Here is an 18,904-nt window from a genome sequence, read left to right as displayed (position 1 = left end):
TACATAATTTTCTGCGGCAATAGGAGAAAGCGCGCTGGATCAAGGGAGCCTAGACATCTGCATCTCGTCCCGGCCGCCCAGTCGAACCCCCGAAACTCAACTGTCCCGCTCCTCCCGCGCCATCGGCTTGCAAAGCCGGTCCAATTCCCGGATCAGCTTGCGAAGCTCCTTCGCCTCCTTCGTCTTCAACCCGTGCTTGATTTTGCTGGCGCGCATCCGCGCCATGCCCTCCGGCGTCCTGGGTCCGGTGCTGCCGCCGCCGTGCATCCGGCACCGCCGCTTCCCGCGCATCGCGGCTTGCTGGCAGGGCGTTCCGGCCCGCGTCTTCGCGCCGCACCGGGGCGCCTTGCTGAGATCGCCGCCCGGATTGCCGTTCTTCAACCGGCCGCGCCGCATCGCCTTGTCGGGCGGTTCTTCATTCATGCCCCACCCCCCGGGCCTTGCCGCTCGGCGCCGCGACAGCCCCAACGATGGCCTGCCCTCCGGCCTGCACCGTGACATGCTCAACCCGGACGGTTTGCTGGCCCTTGCCCCGGCGCCGATCAATCGCCTCGGCCATCTCGGCAAAGGCCCGGGTGCATTTTGCCGCGTCATGGCGAAGCCGCGTCGTGATCTCGAAAGGTTGTTCGGCCAGCATCGCGCGCCGGAGGCATTCCATCGCCGCCGCGTGCTGCGCCACGGCCAAGGTTGCCATCATCCCCTCAACCGGGTCGGTCGGCTCGAAGCCTGCCACCGCGTCCACCGCCGCGCCGATGACTTGATCCCGGTCCGCCCACCCGGGCAGCCAAAGCGTGTCCACCAGCTGGCGGATGGCGTGGTTGTTGAAGCGGTCCGTCTTGCCGCCCGTGATGCGGGCAAGGTGGCCCTCTCTGCGGTGATGGGCCGCCTCCTCAGGGGAAGCGATGCGCGCCACGTTGCCCTTCCCGGCGGGCTTCTCCGGCACCGCCACGCGGCCCGATTTCCTCGCCGCGCCGGTCACGAAAGGCGCCCTTTCGGCAGGATAGGGCCATTTGGCCAAAATCCGCAGTTACCCGCCGCTTTCCCGCAAAAGCATGTAGGGTTGTGTATGGTTTCTCGTAATACCCGTTCGCGCGTGCGCTCGCGCGTCACACACGAGAGACAACGAAAAACCCTACACAACCCTACATCGGCCATGTGCTGCGCCATCAGAAAACCCCCGTATCGCTCGGCCGCAAACGCAGCCCCAGGAAGACAACCCCGCTCGGTTTCCGCTTCTTCGCGTGGTGCCGCTCCAGCGCGGCGGAGAACGTCTTGCTTGTCCCGGCCTCCTCGCCGCGATCCTTCGCGTATGCCTGCCAGTCCCGGAACAGCGCCGAGGATGGCGCTTCGCCGTGCCGCACCGCCTCGCATCGCTCGGCCAGCCATTGCGCGATCAAGTCCTGTTCCGCGAAGTATTCGGCCGTTGCCTCCAACATGGTCGGGCAGCTGCCGAGCCTTTCGCTCTGCCAGGCCATGCAGCCCTCGATGGCCCAGGCCAGGATGCCGGGCGCTTCGCGCTGCAACGCCTCGGCCAGATCGCGGTCCGGTGCCGGCGGCTTGTAGGTCAGCGGCAGCAGATGCAGCCGGCGCCGCATCGCCTCATCCGGGTTGCGGATCACAGGCCGGTGATTGCCTGTCATCACCAGCTTGAAGACCGGCTGAAACTCGAAGAAGTCTTGCCGCATGAAGCGGGCCTTGATGCGGTCGCCGCCCGTCATGGCCTTGATCTTCGCTTCCGCGAGCGCGCGGCCCTGTTCCGTCTCTTGCGCCAGCACCAGCCGCGCGCCGCGTAGGTCCGCAAGGCCGGTCGGATGACTGTTCCCGCCGCCCACCGTGAACAGCTCCATATCGGCCGTGGTGGCGTAGTCCCCCATGACGTGCGCCAGCGTGTTCAGCAGGACGGATTTACCGTTGCCGCCCGGCCCATAGAGGAACAGGAAGGCATGCTCCCGCGTGCTGCCTGTCAGGGCGTATCCGCACCACCGCTGCGCGTAGGCGATGGCCTCGGCGTCGCCCTGCATGATCTCATTCAGGAAGCGCCGCCAGCGCGGGCAGTCACCACCAGGCGCAACCGCCGTGACCTTGGTGAACAAGTCCGCCGTGCCGTGCTGGCGCATGCCGCCGGTCCTGAGGTCCACAACACCGCCCGGCGTGTTCAGCGCCCAAGGATCGGCGTCAAACGCATCGGCCGGGCGTGCATGGCGCCGATCCGCGCGGGCCAGTCGTTCAACCGCCGAGACCTTTTGCGCGCTGGCCAGCTTGGCGGCGGCGGCCTGTTCATCGCGCCGCCCGCCCTCCTCCGCCGCAATCGCTGCCTCCCGGCAGATCAGCCGCGCCAGATCGTAAACCGCCAGCGTCTTGTCGAAGGCCCACCGGCAGCCATCCCAGCGCAGCCATGCGCCCCACTCCGGCACATGCAGCAATTGCCCCGCGTGCCGATCCGAGAAGGCCAGCGCCAGCGCGTCGTCCGAATGCTCAGGCGGTTCCCCTTCCGCCGGAGGCTCCGGCTTCGCGCCGCTCGGCGTGAACCATTCCTCTTGTGCGCCTGCCTCACGGAAGATCCGCTCGGCTTCGTCCCTATCGCTCAATTGATCCCCCTTCCGCGCCGTAGCGCATCGTCCCAATCACCAGCCGGCGGCCAGATCACCCGCGCCCTCCGGCCCGCCGCTGCCCACGCCCCCGCGCATTGCCGCGCCGCGCTCAGTCCTGCCGTGTCCGCATCCGCAAAGAGGTGAAGCGTCCCGATGGGCGGCAGCACCGGAAACGCCGCGATGCTTCCCGCCGAGGTCGCCGCCCACACCGGCCGCCATCCCCCGCGCTGCATCACCGCAAGGCCCGTCTCGATGCCTTCCACCAGGCCCAGCGCGTCGCCCACGTCGCGCCGTGGTGAAAGGCAGATCACGCCCGCATGGCCTGCCATCATCTTGGCTTTGCCTTCGGCCTTCCCGGTGCCGTCCGGCTTGAGGAAGGTGCGATGCACGCCCGCCGCCTCGCCGGTTGATGGCGAGACCATCAGCGTCACCATCGCGGGCAGCCGCTCCGGGCCGCGCGGGCAGGAACCGTGAAACCGGATCGGCGCCGCATCCGGCAGCGCCAGCCCGCGCGATGCGAGATAGGCTTCAACCACCGTCCCGGCGGCGGGCGCAGCCTGCATCCAGATCAGGCGGGCGAGGTCCAGCGTCCGGGATGCCTCTATTTGCCCCTCAGGAGGCGCTACAGGGCGTTGTGGCGCTTCCGGGCGTCGCTGCCCTACCTCAACGCCCAGCCAGCCCAGCGCCCATCTGTAAGCCTCCCGCATGGGCTTCCCGTTCAGATGGGCGATGAAGCCCAGCGCATCGCCGCCCTGCCCGGCCTCATGGTCAAACCAGCTGCCACGCTTGGCGCCCTGCACCACCACCGCGAGACTGCCCTTGCGGCGGTAGCGCCAGGTATCCCGGCCGCGTTCGGTCGGCTCGCCGCACAACTGCATGGCGAGTTCCGACATGCGGGCCGAGAGCATGGCCACCACTTCGGGAATGTCCGGGCGTTCCTTCACGCGGCGCCCCCATCATCCCGGGCGGCTGCCAGGGCCGCGAAGGTCGCCAGGGCCTTCAGCACCGGCCGGCGTGCCGATCCGCCCGCCCAGGCCAGCACAGGGCCGCCCAGGGCGTTTTGCAGCCCTGGGACGATCACCAGCCGCGCCGCGTCGTGCAGAGGCCCATGCGGCGCCGTGGCGGGCTTGTCGGGGCGGTTGCCTCGGCGCGTCATGCCGCACCTCGCGCTTTGACCTTCCGCCGGATGCGCTCAAGCACTTCAAGCTGCCGGATCGTAAGATGGCCCCGGGAAGCGATGCTGCCGAGGAAATCCACCTCCCATTGCGTCAGCAGCGGGCGGTGCTGGCGGAGGATCGTTTCCACCTCCGCTATGCGCTGCATGCCCGGCGTCCGAAACTCAGAGGCGGACCATTCAGGCGGCGGGGCCGGTCGCTTCGGCACGTCCTGCCGCATCGCTGCCGGAACCGCGATAACGTGATCCCAGGTCAGCCCGGCTTCACGGATCAACCGATCCGCCATGCGCGCTGCATTGGCCCGCTCGCCGTCATGGTCGCTGCCAAGCATCCCACAGAAGCGGACAAGCCGCTGCCGCGCGGCCGGAGGAAGATTGGTGCCGCCGCTCATCGGCGCCCCCGCTTGGGCGAAGGCGCCTTGATCGCTGGCAGGGCCTCGCCCTCCCGGAGCGTGACGCAACGCAGCGCGCGGGGCGCGGCGGAGGCAGCTGCGAAGCTGGCCCAATCTGCCGCCCACTCCGGTGTGGTCATCACCGCCACAGCGCGTTGAAGCCGTTCCGCGAAGGCCAGGATGAAGCCCGCGCGTTCCTCATCCATGGGCGCGGTGCAGATCGCCACGCCATAGCCCCACCGGATCGCGGCGCCGGCCAGCGGGAAGCCGGCGGGGCCGTCACCATCCGCGCCGGTATCGCGGAACAGCACCACATGCGGGCGGCGGTCCTGATAGGTCGCTTTCAGGCCCGGGCGCATCTCGCCCGGCGTGATGAAGGCGGCTTGCAGCTGGCCCCCGTCCACCGCCTCCAACAGCGGCTCGGCGCCCTCGAAGCCATAGGCGCCGGGCGCGTCCGCCAGGCTATCGAAGTCGTGATGCAGGGCATCCAGAAAGCCATCCGGCCGCGTGGCCAGCACCGGCAGCGGGCCTTCCCCCGCCACCCCGTGGTTGTGTTCAAAGGCCCCCATGATGGGGCGGATATCGTCGGGCATATCGCTTTCCTTTGCGATGTGTGCCGCCCGAAAGACCTTGGAAAACTGCCGCGAAATGAGTATGTGTCGGTTGCTGGTCCAACACGTTTCGCGCGCTCCGGCCTTAACGGGTCGGGCGCGTTTCTATTTCTGGCGGTTGTCGAGATGAGCGCTGCCGGGCGGCTTGGGGCCGCCGAGCGTTGCTTGAAGCCGCCGGATCGTCGCATGCAGATCAAGCGCGATCATGTCGGCCAACTCATGCGCGCCCGTGGCGCGGCTGGATGCCAGCACGTCCAGGGCAACGATGGCCTCCGCCTCCATCGGGCCGGGCGTCATGCGGGCGGCCATCACGCGGCCTCCTTCGCGGCGCCGCGCGGGGTCATCACCGGCAGCGCCGCGATGTAAGCCAGCGCGCTTTCCGTGACGATGTAGGTCCGCGATCCGATCTTGCGGAGCGTAATCAGGCCCTCAGCGGCAGCGCGGTAGGTCGTGCTGCGAGACAGGCCAAACACCGCTTGCCCTTGCGGCAGCGGCACCAGCGCGGGCGGCTGGCGGGTGGTGAAATTGAGGTTCGGCATGAACCGTCGCTCCCATGGTGCAGGGGAACAATTTCCCGCTGATCCGGGGGCATCCAGAGCACACCCAAGCCGCTTCATCGCGATATCGCATAATCGCAACCGGCTCCTTTGGCCTTGCGATTACCCCGCAATTATCCTGCGATTATCGGATCACCCGCTAAGGGCTCTTTTTGACTGCCACCCGGCTCAATGGCGCGCGATCATGATCTCCTCGGCCCCGCGCGAGATGGGGCGGTATCATCTTTGCCCCTCGCCTAGCCTCAGCCTCAGTGAAATCCGCCGCCAGTAGCTCAGCCTCTATCTTTCCTTGGGTCACCTTCTGCCCCGTTTCGTGGGCAATCTTCTCGGCCATACCAGCAACGATTGGCGCCAGGACTTCATCCGAGACGCGCTCCTTCGTTGGAGGCCTAAGCCACGCTCGAAAAGCCTGCTCAGGGAGGAACACCGGCCAATCGGGCACGTTGCTGAAAGCAGGCGCGACAAGTCGCCCTGTAGCCATGGCCTTTTCCCCATCCGCTACCCGCCATGGCGCGGATGCGACGTTCTTGAAGTGGCCGTTGTCAGTAATCGCAACCGCCATCAAGCGGCCCTCCGCCAACTCAATTCGAAGTCGGCGCCGCGCCTCTGCCAAGGCGCGCTGCTGCCGTTCAGCAATCGGAAGCCATTGAGCCCGCGCCTTGGCAAGCTCCGCCACAAGGGAAGCGATTTGCTCTGTGGTCGGCGGCGGCCCCACCGGAATAATGGCGCCTTGACGCGGCGCTCGGAGTGAGCCCATCGGAGCAACTGAGACTGCCTTGCTTCTGGCAATGGCGGCAGTGGTCGCAGCTTCAAGCCGGATAAGAGCCTCCGGCTTACGCTCGGACATCACATCGCCGCCAATCTGACGAGCAAGCTCCGATATGGCATCACTAAGCGGAAGGTATCCCTCCGGGGTCAATACCGACATGCCGCGCCTCTACTTCGCGCCTCTGCGATGAAGCGGCGGGGCTGCGCGGGCAGAGGTTCCGCGCGGGCTGGCCGGCCCTGCCCCGCCGTAGTCACACTACAGGATCACGCGGCCCCGCTTCCATCGCCGGAGGGTGGGCACAGGCGAGGCATCACGCGCTCGCCTTCCGCTTCGCCTTTTCCGTGGCGAGGTCGGCCACGCTGGCGGCGGCGGCAAGGCAATACTTCGCCCATGCCTCCATCATCGGCCGGCGCTCCTCCAACAGATCACCGCGCGCATAGGCGGCCCGCACCTTGTCTTTGTCGGTATGGGCCAAAGCCCGCTCGCTCAGATGGTCCGGGAAAGCGCGGGCGAGCGTCCAAGCCTTGAAGGTGGATCGGAAGCCGTGCGGCACCACCGCGCGGCACTCCAAGTCACACCACGCGGGGGGCGCATCCGGGCTGGCGCCCTCGGCCGGTTCATTCATCCGCCGCACCACCGCCGAAAGCGTCATGTCGGAAGGGGCCTTCCCGGTCACGGTCGGAAAGACAAAGGCGCCGGGCTCAACCTCCTTCGGCTTGTGCGCTTTCAGCAGGGCCACAACCTCCGGCGCCAGCGGCACGCGATGCAGCTTGCCGGCCTTCATGCGGTTGCCCGGCACCGTCCAGATGGCGTTGTCCAAGTCCACTTCCCGCCACGTCGCCTTGCGGACTTCACCCGTCCGGGCCGCCGTGAGGATGGCGAAGCGCAGCGCAAGGGCGCCGGCTCCTTCATGCTTGCCGAGTGCCTTGAGGAAGGCGGGCACGCGCTCGAAGGGCAAAGCCGGATGATGCGCCACCGCCCGCACCTTCCGAGGCGGCGGCAGCAACTCGGCCATGTGGCCTTTCCACCGCGCGGGGTTCTCACCAGTCCGCCACCCCTTCGCGCGGGAGGCATCAAGCACCGCCTCGATACGCCCCCGCACCCGTGACGCAGTTTCCGGCACGCGCTGCCAGATCGGGCGCAGCACCGCCAGAACGTCATCCGTATTCACGGCCGCCACCGGGCGCTTGCCGATCACCGGGAAGGCATAGGCGGAGAGGGTCGCAAGCCATTGCGTGCCGTGCTTCGGATTGCGCCAGCCGGGCTGGCGCTCCTTGACCACCATGCGGGCGGCTTCCTCGAAGGTTGTTGCCAAGGCGGCTTCCCGCGCGGCCTGTTCCGCCGCCTCCGCCTTCGCCTTGATCGGGTCGGTTCCCGCGCGAAGAAGCGGGCGCTGCTCCTCCGCCTTGATGCGCGCCTCCGCCAACGACACGTCCGCCAATGAGCCCAGGCCCATCTCCCGGGCCTTGCCGCCGAGCATGTAGCGCAGCGTCCACTTCCCCATGCCGGGTGCGGTCACGCGGAGATACAGCCCGCCACCATCCGCCGTGGCGCCAGGCTTGCCCTTCGCCACCAAACTTTTCACCGCCGCCGCCGTCAGCTTACCCGCCATGCCACACAATCCCGTCCACAAGGTCGTCCACAAATAATTTGTGGACTACCCCGGTTCAAGGTGAAACAGCAGGGGATGATGGATTTGTGATTTATCGGCCTAAGGCCTTAGTTATGAGGCAATGCGGTTCAGCCCGGGACAGTCTTTTGGCAGACACCCTCTCCGCCAGTTCCAATACGAGCCGCACTCTCCCCCCGACCGAGGGCCGCGCTGAGTGGCAGGTTTCCTGGGGTTTTCAGGGCAGACCTGTTGACTGGCCCGGCGCGGAGACGGGCGAAAATCGCTCTCCGGAGGCCCTTTCTCTCCGGACCTCCTGACTTGGGCGTTTCAGTACGGAACTCAAAAACCTAGGTAAAAGGCCGGTTCCCGCGCGGCGGACGCTTGCCCTGGTTCGAACCCCACTTGCCCGAAATCCGTACTTCGAGAGCGAACACTTTGGTACGGAACCCTCGGCGAGGCGGAGACCTGGCTTGTAGTGGTTCGACGGTCCACTCGATGAAACGCGCGAGAACGTGCATCCTCACGGGTGCGGCTCAGCGCCGCAGAGGTCACACGCAAGATGCTCGGGAAGATTCCCGACCGCCTCGCCGATCTGTTGGACATCGCCTGTTACGTCTATTGCGCGGATCAGCTCACGCGCCGCGACACAAAGCTTATGGCTCGTCTCGGCGGCGATTGGCAGCGAGATTTCCGCTTCACCATTGCCGTCCGTGACTTCGCCTTCTGGAGCGACCGGCAGGTCCTCAGCCAACTCGAGTCAACGCTGACCTTTCTGTCAGACGATAGATTTGCCTTCGCGTTCAAGGCGACGCGCCGCGTTTCACCGCCGCAAGAGTACCTGGCCCTAAGCGGCGCTGGACCACCGCCAGCCTTTGCCCCAGACCGCGTCGTTCTGTTTTCGGGTGCCGGTCCAGCATCGCCGTGCCGTGGATACGCTGGGCGCCATGCAGGCCAACGGGACCATCACGGCCGAAATGTTCGAGGCAGGCGGGATCTTCCGGCGTCAGTTCCGCGCCGCGATGCTGGACGGCCTGCGTGCCATGCCGATGATCCGGATCGTGGGTGGCGGAGGCGACTGCATTACGGAACAGCAGATCGCAGCCAGGGACAGGGTGGCATCCGCCATGGAGGTTCTTGGCGGCTCCGAAAGCGCCGCCGGAAGCTGCGTCTGGCATGTTATCGGCCTGGAATGCTCAGTCCGGGAATGGGCGATGCGGCAGGGCTGGGGTGGCCGAACGGTGCCGGCGACCCAGGCGCAGGGGATGCTGGTCGCGGCGCTGAGCGTACTGGCAGCCCACTACCGGCTATAAACTGTGGGAGGCCTGGGGGCACTAGAACAAAGCCCCCATTTCTGGAGCAACAATGTCGGACCAACCCAACCTCGGCCAGCTTCTAGCAGAAGCATCAAGGCCCGACTTAGATCCGGAAGATGCTGTCTTCCAAATTGGTTTGGTGATCGATGCCGCGCATGATTTCGGTCATGAGGCTACAGTACTCGGGGCGCTTGCTCTTTGTGACCAGATCGAGAAGCGCCAACTGTCAGACGCGCTCAAGGTAACTGTTGAGTATTTTAAAGCCAATGCCTGGGCCGCTCTACAGGAGATTCGGCAGAGCGAACCTGCCGACGCGTGGCTTTGGGAACACCCCGAGCTTTCCAAGCAGATCCTCCACCTACGCAGAGCCTGGGCACACCCAGGTTTTGCGGCACTCCCTTCAGTCCGGAAGTGCCAGATCCTCACGAACCTTGCCAATCAGATGAACGCGGCTGGCCGCTTCGTCGACGCCATTCAACTTTGGGATCAAGCGCTGGCTTTGAATCAAAACTTCGCAATGGCACTTGGGAATCGTGGTGCTGGCCTGATGCATTACGCACGAGCTCTCTACGATCCAGGCCACCAAATCCTCTTTCTGAGAGGCGCACTGTCTGGTCTTCACGCCGCACTTGCAAAAGACGCCATTTGGGAAGGCGGCGAAGAGGCCGCCAAAGGCCCACATCAGGTATTCGCGCGCCTTCGTGATGATCTGACGTCACGCCTAGACGGATTTGAAGACGTCGAACTCGATCCCGACAATGTGGAGCACTTGGGTGCCGATTTAGGTGAGCGGGAATATCGCCGGTGGTGCATGCAGAGGCGTCTTTTCCTGAACCCGCTGAACGATCTGTGGCGTCGCCCTATCGTTGCTCGCGACGTGCTGACTCTGCCGGACCTGACCACACCGCTGACTGACGGCCCGGAGCCTCCTCGAATCATCGCATTCTACAATCAAATCAAGCAGGAATACGCGTCGGCTCGCTGGCTCCTGTTCAGTGGACTTGCCGCCGACGGACCGCATAACTCGGATCGTGGTGTTGTCCTTTTCAACACTCTCGACTATCCGATCCATGGTCTGGCTATAGAGCAAGTAAAAATAGCTTACCGTTCTGCTTATTCGCTGCTGGACAAGATAGCAATTTTTATCAACGTTTACCTTGGTCTGGCCGTACCGACTGCGCGCGTGAGCTTCCGCAGCATCTGGCTTGAGAAAACGGGTAGGGACTGGGTGATTCGGCCTGAGTTCGCTCGCCTGGATAACTGGCCACTGCGGGGCCTGTTTTGGCTGGCGAAGGACCTATACGAGCCGGACTTCAGCGATGTCACCGACCCAGATGCTCGCGGAGTCCGCGCCATCAGAAACCACCTCGAGCATCGCTTTCTGCGCATTCACGATGGGACACTCGCCTTCCCATTATCTGCTATTGAGAAGGAGACTGACGATCAGCCATCTATGAGTGTCGATCGAGCTGTATTTGAGGCAAAGGCAATTCGCTTGTTGCAGCTCACGCGCAGCGCCGTGGTCTACCTCTCGCTCGCGGTGAGGCGAGAGGAGGAACGGCGGTCTCGGGAACGCTCAGTTGGCTTGGTTTCTATGCCGCTTTCTCTTTGGAGCGATGATTGGAAGCGGTGACAGTCAAGCACAAACCGTACCGACACCAGTTTCGGAGAGCGAAGACAAACGTAGAGCAGCGAAAGAATGTCGCGTTGATGCCTGAAACTCACATCGGCTAATCTCTCGACAGTCGTTGAATTGCGGCTGAGGCGAGTGGCTCCCGAGCCACTCGCCAGCTGATCAGCCACTGTGGCTCTCGAGCCGATGGTTCCTTCCCGGCCCTGCTGTATGCGGGGGGCGGAAGCGCGCAAGGTCGCTAGCGCCAGGCCATAAAACAGGGTTGCGGTTTGCAGCCCTTTCCCCGTGCGATCAGCCAGATAACCCGCAAACCATACCGTGCCAGGTTTGCTCTCACGGGCCGCATGGTTTGCACCCACTCCCAGATCCGGATGGCCCAATGACGCTCCCCTGGATGGCGGCGAAGATCCTGCTGCGTCCGGTGGCGGAGGTGCGCCTGACCTGCTCCCCGTTGGTCCCGCGTTCATTGTGAGAGCCCGCCGGGGTTGTAGCCGAAATCCTGTGGTGGCTGGAGCGGCCGGGCGGCGGAGCCTTCGAGGTAGCGCAGCCGCCCGGCCGCGTCCGCGTGGCGACGGCGTGCGGCATCCGGGGTCAGCCCGCCATGCGCCGAGTGCGGCCTGTTCAGATTGTAGTCGAGCCGCCAGCGTTCGATGACAGCGCGGGCCTCGGCCAGGTTGGCGAAGACCTCCTCGTTCAAGCACTCGTCCCGCAGCTTCCCGTTGAAGGATTCCACGAACCCGTTCTGCTGCGGCTTGCCAGGCGCGATGTAGTGCCACGCCACGCCGCTGCGGTTGCACCATTCGAGCACGGCGCGGCAGGTCATCTCCGTGCCGTTGTCGCTGACGATCACCGCGGGGCGGCCACGGCGGGCGATCAACGCTTCCAACTCGCGCACCAGGCGTCGCCCGCCGATCGAGGTGTCCACCACCAGCGCCAGGCCCTCGCGGGTGAAATCGTCGACGATGCACAGAATGCGGATCCGTCGCCCCCAGCTCAGCGCGTCGGAGACGAAGTCCAGCGACCAGCGCTGGTTCGGCCCCTGCGGCAAGGCCAGCGGCGCACGGGTGCCGGTCGCCCGCTTGCGGCCACGCCGGCGACGCACCGACAGCCCCTCTTCCCGGTAGAGGCGGTAGAGCTTCTTCTTGTTCATCGCCACGCCTTCCCGCCGCAGCAGAATGCCCAGCCGCCGATAGCCGAACCGCCGGCGCTCTGCCGCCAGTTCGCGCAGACGAGCACGCACTTCGCCATCGCCCGGCACCGGCTCCCGCCGCACCGTCTTGGGATCTACCTCGAGCAGCCCGCAGGCACGCCGCTGCGAATATCCACGCTCCGCCATCAGGCGCAGCGCCGCAGCCCGGCGTGCCGCGGGCGTCCTCAGTTTTTTCCCAGCAGGTCCTTCAACGCCGAGACATCCAGCATCGATTCCGCCAGCAGCTTCTTCAGACGCCGGTTCTCGTCCTCCAGCGCCTTCAGCTTCTGCGCGTCCGAGACTTCCATGCCGCCGTACTTCGATTTCCAACGGTAGAACGTCTGCTGGCTGATGCCGTGCCGCCGACAGACGTCCTCCGTCGTCGCACCGGCCTCCTGCTCCCGCAGCACACCAATCATCTGCGCTTCGCTGAACCTGCTCTTCTTCATCGTCCATCTCCTGTTGGGGACGGACTCTCACCCAAATCAAGGGATCAGGTAGGGGGCAGGTCACGCCCGCACGTCGGTAACGCGCGCGTGCACAGCGCCGAGCAGTTGGAGCAGATCAAGGCCAGCATGCGGGCCTTCGGCTTCACCAACCCGCTGCTGGTGGATGAGGACGGTGTGCTGATCGCGGGCCATGGTCGTCTCGAGGCGGCGTCCGCACTCGGCATGATCAAGGTGCCGACCATCGTGCTGCGGCACCTGTCCGCCGCGCAGAAGGAGGCGCTGCGCCTCGCCGACAATCGCATCGCGGAGAATGCGTCCTGGGACCAGGCGCTGCTGCGGGATGCGCTCGCCGCGGTACAGGCTGCGCAGGACATCGACCTCGGCGCGCTCGGCTTCTCGGCGGATGAGCTCGCGGACATCCTCGCGGCGGCTGGAGATGCCGTGTCCGACGGCGACGCGCCCGAGGCTCTGTCCGCGGATCCAGCCGAGGGGGACGGCGCGACTGGCGCGGCGGATGCGGAGGAGACGACGGAGGATCCCGCCGACGCCGAACCCGAGTTGCCGCGCCAGGCCGTCACCCGCCCCGGCGATCTCTGGCTGCTGGGCGACCACCGCCTGCTCTGCGGCGACAGCACCGATGCTGCCTCGGTCGCTCGCGTCATGGGCGACGACCGCGCGGCGCTGCTCTTCACCTCCCCGCCCTATGGGAACCAGCGGGACTACACCACCGGCGGCGTCACGGATTGGGATGCGCTGATGCAGGCTGTGTTCCAGCATCTCGACGCGGCCATGCGACCCGATGGCCAGGTGCTGGTGAACCTTGGGCTGATCCATCGCGACAATGAGTGGCAGCCCTATTGGTCCGGCTGGCTCGACTGGATGCGCGCCCGCGGTTGGCGCCGCTTCGGGCTCTACACCTGGGACCAGGGGCCGGGCCTGCCGGGCGACTGGAACGGGCGGCTGTCGCCCGCCTTCGAGCTCCTGTTCCACTTCAATCGCGAGGCCCGGCGCCCCAACAAGATCATCCCCTGCCGCTGGGCAGGGCACGTCAACTCGGAGAAGGGTGGGTTGCGCGCGAAGGACGGCACCGTCGGCGAATGGCAGCACGCCGGCCAAGGCGTCCAGGAAACCCGGATCCCGGACAACGTGCTGCGCATCACGCGGCACAAGGCCCGCGGTATCGAGACAGAGCATCCCGCGGTGTTTCCGGTCGCGCTGCCTGACTTCGTGATGCGTGCCTATGCCGATGAGGGCGACGTGGTGTTCGAGCCCTTCGCTGGCGCTGGCACCACCGTCATCGCCGGCCAGCGCACCGGTCGCCGCGTGCGGGCGATCGAGCTGGCGCCGGCCTATGTCGACCTGGCCGTGGCGCGGTGGCGGATGCTGCACCCGGACATGCCGGTGACGCTGGCCGATGACGGGCGCGATTACGACGCGGTCGCTGCAGCAAGGCAGGAGGTCACCGCCGATGCAGCCTGACCTCGTTGTCTGTGCTCTGCCGGTCGCAGCGCTGGTCCCCTACGCCGAGAACGCGCGCACGCATTCGCCGTCGCAGGTGGCACAGATCGCCGCCTCCATCGCCGAGTTCGGCTTCGTGAACCCGGTGCTGGTCGACGCCGAGGGCGTGCTCATTGCCGGCCACGGTCGCGTCATGGCGGCCAAGCAGCTGGGCCTCGCCTCGGTGCCGGTGCTTCGGCTTGGCCATCTCTCCCCGGCCCAGGCGCGGGCGCTGCGGCTCGCGGACAACCAGATTGCGCTGAACTCGGGCTGGGACGAGGCGCTGCTCGCCGCCGAGATCGCCCGCATCCGCGACGAGGCGGTGGTCGACCTGGAGGTGCTCGGTTTCTCCGGCATGGAGCTCGACCGGCTGTTGGCCGCGGCCGATGCCGGTCTCGACGATGATGCCGATGACGCCCCGCCACCGCCCGTGTTGCCCGTCAGCCGGACCGGTGATCTGTGGCGCTGCGGCGAGCACCGGCTGCTCTGTGGCGATGCCACCAAGATCCAGGACGTGCAGCGCGCCCTCGGTGCCGGTCACCTGGCCGACATGGGCTTCGTGGATCCGCCCTACAATGTCGCCTACGAGGGCGGCACGGCGGCGAAGATGACCATCGCCAATGACGCGCTCGGCGGCGGCTTTCCGGAGTTCCTGCGCCCCGCGCTGGCCAATCTGCTCTCCGTGACCAAGGGCGCCTGCTACGTCTGCATGTCCTCTTCCGAATGGCCGACGCTGCATCGCGTCTGGCAGGAGGCGGGCGGCAAGTGGTCCAGCACCATCATCTGGGCGAAGAACACCTTCGCCCTCGGCCGCGCCGACTACCACCAGCAGTTCGAGGCGATGCTCTACGGATGGAAGGCCGGCGCGCAGCACTACTGGTGCGGCGCGCGCGACCAGGGGAACGTCTGGCACTTCGACAAGCCGGCCAGGAACGACCTGCACCCCACGATGAAGCCCGTGGCGCTGGTCGAGCGCGCAATCCGCAACAGCAGCAAGCCGCGCGACACGGTGCTGGACTGCTTCGGCGGCTCGGGCACGACGATGATCGCGGCGGAGCGCACTGGGCGGCGCGCCGTGCTGCTGGAGATCGATCCCGCCTATGCCGACGTCATAGTACGGCGCTGGCAGGAGACGACTGGCGAAGCGGCCGTGCTGGAAGGCGATGATCGCATCTTCGCCGATGTCGCCGCGGCGCGCGGCATCGTCGATCATGATGTGATCCAGACCGCCGAAACATAGCAATTCCGCGCCGCTGCATCTTGCTTGGCTCGTGCGCGGCACAGCGCGAATGGTCCGTCACACGCAGAGCACCCCGCCCTGCACCACGACGGAGACCAAGATGACCGACCGCGAAGCCCGCGCCGCCCGCAACCAGGAACGCAGCCTGGCCGCCTTCCTGGCGAAGAAGGCCGAATTCGACGCCCTCCTCGCGGAACTCACCCAGGCCAGCGCAGACCATTTCGGCGCGGATCCGGAGACGGTGCTCTGGGGCGAAGCGGCCTGGCTTTCCGATGCCACCGCGAAGCTGAAGGACATCGCGGATCAGCATTTCCGCCGCGGTGAATACGAAGTCTGACGCGGGCCACTCCCGCACCGCCCCGACCGGCAACGGGACCCCATCGCAGCAAGCTGCGATGGGAACCCAGGCCGGCGGGGCTCCCGGCAGTAGGGGCCGATGACCGGCACCCGGAACCGGAGACCACCACGATGACGAAGCTTTCCGACACCCAGCGCGTGATCCTCAGCGCCGCCGCGCAGCACGAGATCGGCCTCGCCCGCGCGCCCAAGACCCTGCCGGCCGCCGCGCGCAACGCGGTGTTCCGCAGCCTGATCAAGAACGACCTGCTCACCGAGATCAACGCCCCGCGGGAGCATGTCGGGCTGGGCTGGCGCCAGGATGACGACGGCACCTGGATTGTGGCGCGCATCACCGACGAGGGGCTGCGCGCCATCGGCATCGACCCGAATGAGGGCGACGCGGTGGCCGGCGAGCCCGACTGCTCGGGCATCGAGGGCAGCGTGCCCGACACGGCGCCCACGGTGGCGCCGGCCGCGCAGCCCGCCGCACAGGACGCTACGGTCGCCGAAGCCGCCCAGGCCGCGCCCCTGGTGGAGGAAATCGCCCTGCTCGACCAGGCCCTCGCGGCACGCGCCGCCGCGCCGCGGACCAGCCTGCGCGACGCCGCCGCGGCGATCCTCGCGGCCTGGGACGACGAGGCCAACCGCGCCACGGACATGATCGCCGCGCTCGATGCCCCGATGGAGGCGCTGCGCACCCTGCTCGCTGGCAAGCCGCCCCGCGCCCCGCGCGAGGTCGGAGCGCCGCGCAAGCCGCGCGAGGGCACGAAACAGGAGCAGGTGTTGGCAATGCTCCGCCGGCCCGAGGGCGCCACCGTCGCGCAGATCGCGGAGGCCACGGGCTGGGCGCAGCACACGGTCCGAGGTTTCTTCGCCGGGCTGAAGAATAAGGGCCACGCGGTCGAGGTGAAGTCGCGCGAGCGGATGGTCGGCCCGAACAAGACGGGCGCGAAGGGCTCCTTCACCATCTACCACCTGCCGGCCTGACCACGGAGCCGGACACGTCGAGGGCCCGCCGCCGGCAGGTAGCGGGCCCTTGCTCGTGATGACCATCACGTGCGGCGGGAGGTCGCCGCCATGCCGGAACTCACCGCCTCCACGCGCGAGGCCGCACGGCGCCTCGGCGTCAGCGACACCGCCATCCACAAGGCCGAGCGCGCGGGTCGCATCGCCCGCGAGCCCGACGGTAGCTGGGACATCGACAAGACCCGACGCCGCCTGACGGAGACCGCTGATCCCGCCCGCTCGCCCCTGGCCAGCATCGGCGCTGAGGGCACGCCCTTCGCCCGGCTGAAGGTCGCGCAGCTCGCGCTGAAAGTGGAGGCGCAGCGCCTCTCGCTGGATGAGACCAAGCGCCGCCTGCTCGATGTCACCGAGGCGAATGCCGCGCTCGACGAGATCGGCAGCACGATGCGTGACGCGCTGCTGAACTGGCCCGCCCGCGTCTCCGGCCTGATCGCCGCCGAGATCAGCGTCGATCCGCATCTGCTGCAGACCATCCTGCAGAGCCACATCAACGACCTGCTGACGGAGGCGGCCGATCGCTTCGATCCAGCAGGCCTCGGAGGCGACCGGTCTCCGCAGCCGTGAGCATGTGCGCCGGCGCGTCGGCGCGATGCTCCGCCCGCCGCCGCAGCTCACCGTCTCGGAATGGGCCGAGCGCCATCGCATGCTCGGCAGCCGCGCCTCGGCGGAACCTGGCCCGTGGCGCACCAGCCGCACGCCGTACCTCAAGGACGTGATGGACGCGCTGTCGGCGGTGTATCCCGCCCGGCGCGTCGTCTTCATGAAGGGGGCGCAGGTCGGCGCGACGGAGAGCGGTAACAACTGGCTCGGCTACATCATGCACCACGTGCCAGCACCCGCGCTGGCGGTGCAGCCGACCGTGGAACTGGCCAAGCGCTTCTCGCGCCAGCGCATAGACCCGCTGCTGGAGGAAACACCCGCACTGCGGGAGCGGGTTGCGCCGGCCCGGGCCCGCGACAGCGGCAACACCATGCTGTCGAAGGAATTCCCCGGCGGCATCCTGGTGCTGACGGGCGCGAACAGCGCGGTGGGGCTGCGATCGATGACGGCGCGGTTCCTGTTCCTCGACGAGGTGGACGCCTATCCGGGCGACGTCGCCGGCGAGGGTGATCCGATCGCGCTGGCCGAAGCGCGCGCCCGCACCTTCGGCTGGCGGCGCAAGGCCTTCCTGGTCAGCACGCCCACCATCGCGGGCCGCAGCCGCATCGAGCGCGAGTACCTGGCCAGCGACCAGCGGCGGTTCTTCGTGCCGTGCACGGCTTGCGGCGAGATGCAGTGGCTGCGCTTCGAGCGGCTGCTCTGGGAGAAGGGTGCGCCCGAGACGGCGCGGTATCACTGCACTGCCTGCGACCATCCCATGCAGGAGCACGACAAGACCGCCATGCTCGGCGGCGGGGAATGGCGCGCGACGGCGGAAGGCCAGGATCCCCACACTATCGGCTTTCACATCTCGGCGCTGTACTCGCCCGTGGGCTGGCTCTCCTGGGAGCAGATCGCCCGGGACTGGGAGGCCGCCCAGGGCAAGTCCGAGGACATCAAGACTTTCAAGAACACGGTCCTGGGCGAGACCTGGCAGGAGCAGGGCGAGGCGCCGGATTGGGAGCGGCTGGTCGAACGCCGCGAGGACTTTCCGATGGGCGTGGTGCCGCCCGGCGCGCTGGTGCTGACCGCCGGCGTAGACGTGCAGGACGACCGCCTGGAATGCGACGTCTGGGGCTGGGCGGAGGGCTTCTCGTCCTGGCTCGTCGATCACGTCGTGATCCCCGGCAGCCCGCGGGACCGCGAGCCCTGGGACGAGTTGGCCCGGGCGCTGGCGCGCGACTGGCCGCGCCACGGTGGCGGCGCCATGCGCATCGCCCGGCTCTGCGTCGACACCGGCGGCCGGGACACCGCCGCCGTCTATGGCCATCTGCGGCGCCTGCGGGATCCGCGCATCGCGCCGACCAAGGGCATTGACGGCTGGAACCGGGCGCAGCCCGTCCAGGGCCCGACGCCGGTGGACGCGCTGGTCAACGGCCAGAAGCTGCGCCGCGGCCTCAAGCTCTGGACCGTGTCCGTCTCGACCTGGAAAGCCGATCTCTATCGCCGGCTCTGGCTCGGCCGCGGCGACGCGGAGGAGTTGCCGCCCGGCTGGGTGCATCTGCCGCGCGCGATCGACGTCGAATGGGTCAAGCAGCTGGTCGCCGAGCAGCTGCGCACCACCAATGATCGCCGCGGCTTTGCGCGGCAGGAATGGGCCAAGCTGCGCGAGCGGAACGAGGCGCTGGACTGCGCTGTTCTGGCCCGCGCCGCGCTGTGGCTGCTCGGCGCCGATCGTTATGGCGAGCAGTTCTGGGCGCGGCTGCGGGATGAGGCGGCGGATGCGCCGCTTCGGCCGAGCGAGGTTCCCGCCGCTGGGAATGTCGCTCCTCCATCGCCGGCGTCGCAGGCCGCGGCGGTGCCGCCATCCGACAGCCAGCGCCCGCGAGGCTGGCTCGCGCCACGCAGCGGCTGGCTTCGCTGACAGGAGGAC

The 18,904-nt window shown here is 67.4% G+C and carries 21 protein-coding genes; 8 read left to right on the top strand and 13 right to left on the bottom strand.

Annotation, left to right across the window (positions count from 1 at the left end; translation table 11 throughout):
* Nucleotides 1-96: 96 nt before the first annotated feature.
* From R9Z33_RS05975 to R9Z33_RS05920, 12 genes are all read right to left on the bottom strand, one after another.
* Entirely contained in the window at nucleotides 97-423 is a 327-nt protein-coding gene (locus tag R9Z33_RS05975) for an HGGxSTG domain-containing protein (protein ID WP_318650391.1), read from the bottom strand.
* Nucleotides 416-949, bottom strand: coding sequence for a hypothetical protein (locus R9Z33_RS05970; protein WP_318650390.1), 534 nt, complete (start codon nucleotides 947-949; stop codon nucleotides 416-418). The genes R9Z33_RS05975 and R9Z33_RS05970 overlap by 8 nt, the downstream gene beginning before the upstream one ends.
* A 217-nt stretch (nucleotides 950-1,166) precedes the next feature.
* On the bottom strand, nucleotides 1,167-2,588 hold the full coding sequence (locus R9Z33_RS05965) for a phage/plasmid primase, P4 family (RefSeq protein ID WP_318650389.1): 1,422 nt from the start codon (nucleotides 2,586-2,588) through the stop codon (nucleotides 1,167-1,169).
* Nucleotides 2,585-3,535, bottom strand: coding sequence for a DUF7146 domain-containing protein (locus tag R9Z33_RS05960; RefSeq protein ID WP_318650388.1), 951 nt, complete (start codon nucleotides 3,533-3,535; stop codon nucleotides 2,585-2,587). Before R9Z33_RS05960 ends, R9Z33_RS05965 begins: the two co-directional genes overlap by 4 nt.
* Nucleotides 3,532-3,747 (bottom strand): hypothetical protein, encoded by a 216-nt coding sequence (locus R9Z33_RS05955; RefSeq protein ID WP_318650387.1) that lies wholly within the window; start codon nucleotides 3,745-3,747, stop codon nucleotides 3,532-3,534. The genes R9Z33_RS05960 and R9Z33_RS05955 overlap by 4 nt, the downstream gene beginning before the upstream one ends.
* Nucleotides 3,744-4,157, bottom strand: a complete 414-nt coding sequence (locus tag R9Z33_RS05950; protein ID WP_318650386.1) for a hypothetical protein — start codon at nucleotides 4,155-4,157, stop codon at nucleotides 3,744-3,746. Before R9Z33_RS05950 ends, R9Z33_RS05955 begins: the two co-directional genes overlap by 4 nt.
* On the bottom strand, nucleotides 4,154-4,750 hold the full coding sequence (locus R9Z33_RS05945) for a hypothetical protein (protein WP_318650385.1): 597 nt from the start codon (nucleotides 4,748-4,750) through the stop codon (nucleotides 4,154-4,156). The genes R9Z33_RS05950 and R9Z33_RS05945 overlap by 4 nt, the downstream gene beginning before the upstream one ends.
* 123 nt (nucleotides 4,751-4,873) lie before the next feature.
* Nucleotides 4,874-5,077 (bottom strand): hypothetical protein, encoded by a 204-nt coding sequence (locus R9Z33_RS05940; protein WP_318650384.1) that lies wholly within the window; start codon nucleotides 5,075-5,077, stop codon nucleotides 4,874-4,876.
* Nucleotides 5,077-5,307, bottom strand: coding sequence for a helix-turn-helix transcriptional regulator (locus R9Z33_RS05935; protein WP_318650383.1), 231 nt, complete (start codon nucleotides 5,305-5,307; stop codon nucleotides 5,077-5,079). The genes R9Z33_RS05940 and R9Z33_RS05935 overlap by 1 nt, the downstream gene beginning before the upstream one ends.
* A gap of 157 nt (nucleotides 5,308-5,464) precedes the next feature.
* The gene (locus R9Z33_RS05930; RefSeq protein ID WP_318650382.1) at nucleotides 5,465-6,253 is read right to left on the bottom strand and encodes a hypothetical protein; all 789 of its coding nucleotides are present in this window, start codon (nucleotides 6,251-6,253) and stop codon (nucleotides 5,465-5,467) included.
* Between the two features lie 151 nt (nucleotides 6,254-6,404).
* The gene (locus R9Z33_RS05925) at nucleotides 6,405-7,706 is read right to left on the bottom strand and encodes a tyrosine-type recombinase/integrase (RefSeq protein WP_318650381.1); all 1,302 of its coding nucleotides are present in this window, start codon (nucleotides 7,704-7,706) and stop codon (nucleotides 6,405-6,407) included.
* Nucleotides 7,707-8,226: 520 nt separating this feature from the next.
* The gene (locus R9Z33_RS05920; protein ID WP_318650380.1) at nucleotides 8,227-8,457 is read right to left on the bottom strand and encodes a hypothetical protein; all 231 of its coding nucleotides are present in this window, start codon (nucleotides 8,455-8,457) and stop codon (nucleotides 8,227-8,229) included.
* A 175-nt stretch (nucleotides 8,458-8,632) separates the two neighbouring features.
* Between R9Z33_RS05920 and R9Z33_RS05915 the strand changes: the two genes are divergently transcribed.
* Entirely contained in the window at nucleotides 8,633-9,016 is a 384-nt protein-coding gene (locus tag R9Z33_RS05915; protein WP_318650379.1) for a DUF6456 domain-containing protein, read from the top strand.
* A gap of 52 nt (nucleotides 9,017-9,068) precedes the next feature.
* Nucleotides 9,069-10,652, top strand: a complete 1,584-nt coding sequence (locus R9Z33_RS05910) for an LA2681 family HEPN domain-containing protein (RefSeq protein ID WP_318650378.1) — start codon at nucleotides 9,069-9,071, stop codon at nucleotides 10,650-10,652.
* A gap of 463 nt (nucleotides 10,653-11,115) precedes the next feature.
* Here the strand turns inward: R9Z33_RS05910 and R9Z33_RS05905 are convergent.
* Nucleotides 11,116-12,290, bottom strand: a protein-coding gene (locus tag R9Z33_RS05905) for an IS3 family transposase (protein ID WP_318650377.1) whose coding sequence is annotated in 2 segments (ribosomal slippage) — nucleotides 11,116-12,032 and nucleotides 12,032-12,290 — 1,176 coding nt in all. Because the reading frame shifts where the segments join, the coding sequence is not laid out codon by codon here.
* Between the two features lie 87 nt (nucleotides 12,291-12,377).
* On the opposite strand from R9Z33_RS05905, the gene R9Z33_RS05900 reads away from it, so the two are divergent.
* The 6 genes from R9Z33_RS05900 (at nucleotide 12,378) to R9Z33_RS05875 (ending at nucleotide 18,895) form a co-directional block, all read left to right on the top strand.
* Nucleotides 12,378-13,769 carry a site-specific DNA-methyltransferase gene (locus R9Z33_RS05900; protein WP_318650376.1) on the top strand — a complete coding sequence of 464 codons (1,392 nt, stop codon included), beginning with the start codon at nucleotides 12,378-12,380 and terminating at the stop codon, nucleotides 13,767-13,769.
* Nucleotides 13,759-15,027: a site-specific DNA-methyltransferase gene (locus tag R9Z33_RS05895; protein ID WP_318650375.1), complete on the top strand. Its 1,269-nt coding sequence runs from the start codon at nucleotides 13,759-13,761 to the stop codon at nucleotides 15,025-15,027. The genes R9Z33_RS05900 and R9Z33_RS05895 overlap by 11 nt, the downstream gene beginning before the upstream one ends.
* Nucleotides 15,028-15,127: 100 nt before the next feature.
* Nucleotides 15,128-15,364 carry a hypothetical protein gene (locus R9Z33_RS05890; RefSeq protein ID WP_318650374.1) on the top strand — a complete coding sequence of 79 codons (237 nt, stop codon included), beginning with the start codon at nucleotides 15,128-15,130 and terminating at the stop codon, nucleotides 15,362-15,364.
* A gap of 131 nt (nucleotides 15,365-15,495) precedes the next feature.
* The gene (locus tag R9Z33_RS05885; RefSeq protein WP_318650373.1) at nucleotides 15,496-16,353 is read left to right on the top strand and encodes a DUF3489 domain-containing protein; all 858 of its coding nucleotides are present in this window, start codon (nucleotides 15,496-15,498) and stop codon (nucleotides 16,351-16,353) included.
* Nucleotides 16,354-16,443: 90 nt separating this feature from the next.
* Nucleotides 16,444-16,956 (top strand): MerR family transcriptional regulator, encoded by a 513-nt coding sequence (locus tag R9Z33_RS05880; RefSeq protein WP_318650372.1) that lies wholly within the window; start codon nucleotides 16,444-16,446, stop codon nucleotides 16,954-16,956.
* Nucleotides 16,957-16,981: 25 nt separating this feature from the next.
* The gene (locus tag R9Z33_RS05875; RefSeq protein ID WP_318650371.1) at nucleotides 16,982-18,895 is read left to right on the top strand and encodes a phage terminase large subunit family protein; all 1,914 of its coding nucleotides are present in this window, start codon (nucleotides 16,982-16,984) and stop codon (nucleotides 18,893-18,895) included.
* The last annotated feature ends 9 nt before the right edge of the window (nucleotides 18,896-18,904 follow it).

The sequence above is a fragment of the Sediminicoccus rosea genome, assembly GCF_033547095.1.
Taxonomy (GTDB): Bacteria; Pseudomonadota; Alphaproteobacteria; order Acetobacterales; family Acetobacteraceae; genus Roseococcus; species Roseococcus rosea.
The sequence above is the reverse complement of the archived record's forward strand: the minus strand, read 5'-3'. Positions and strand labels throughout refer to the sequence as shown.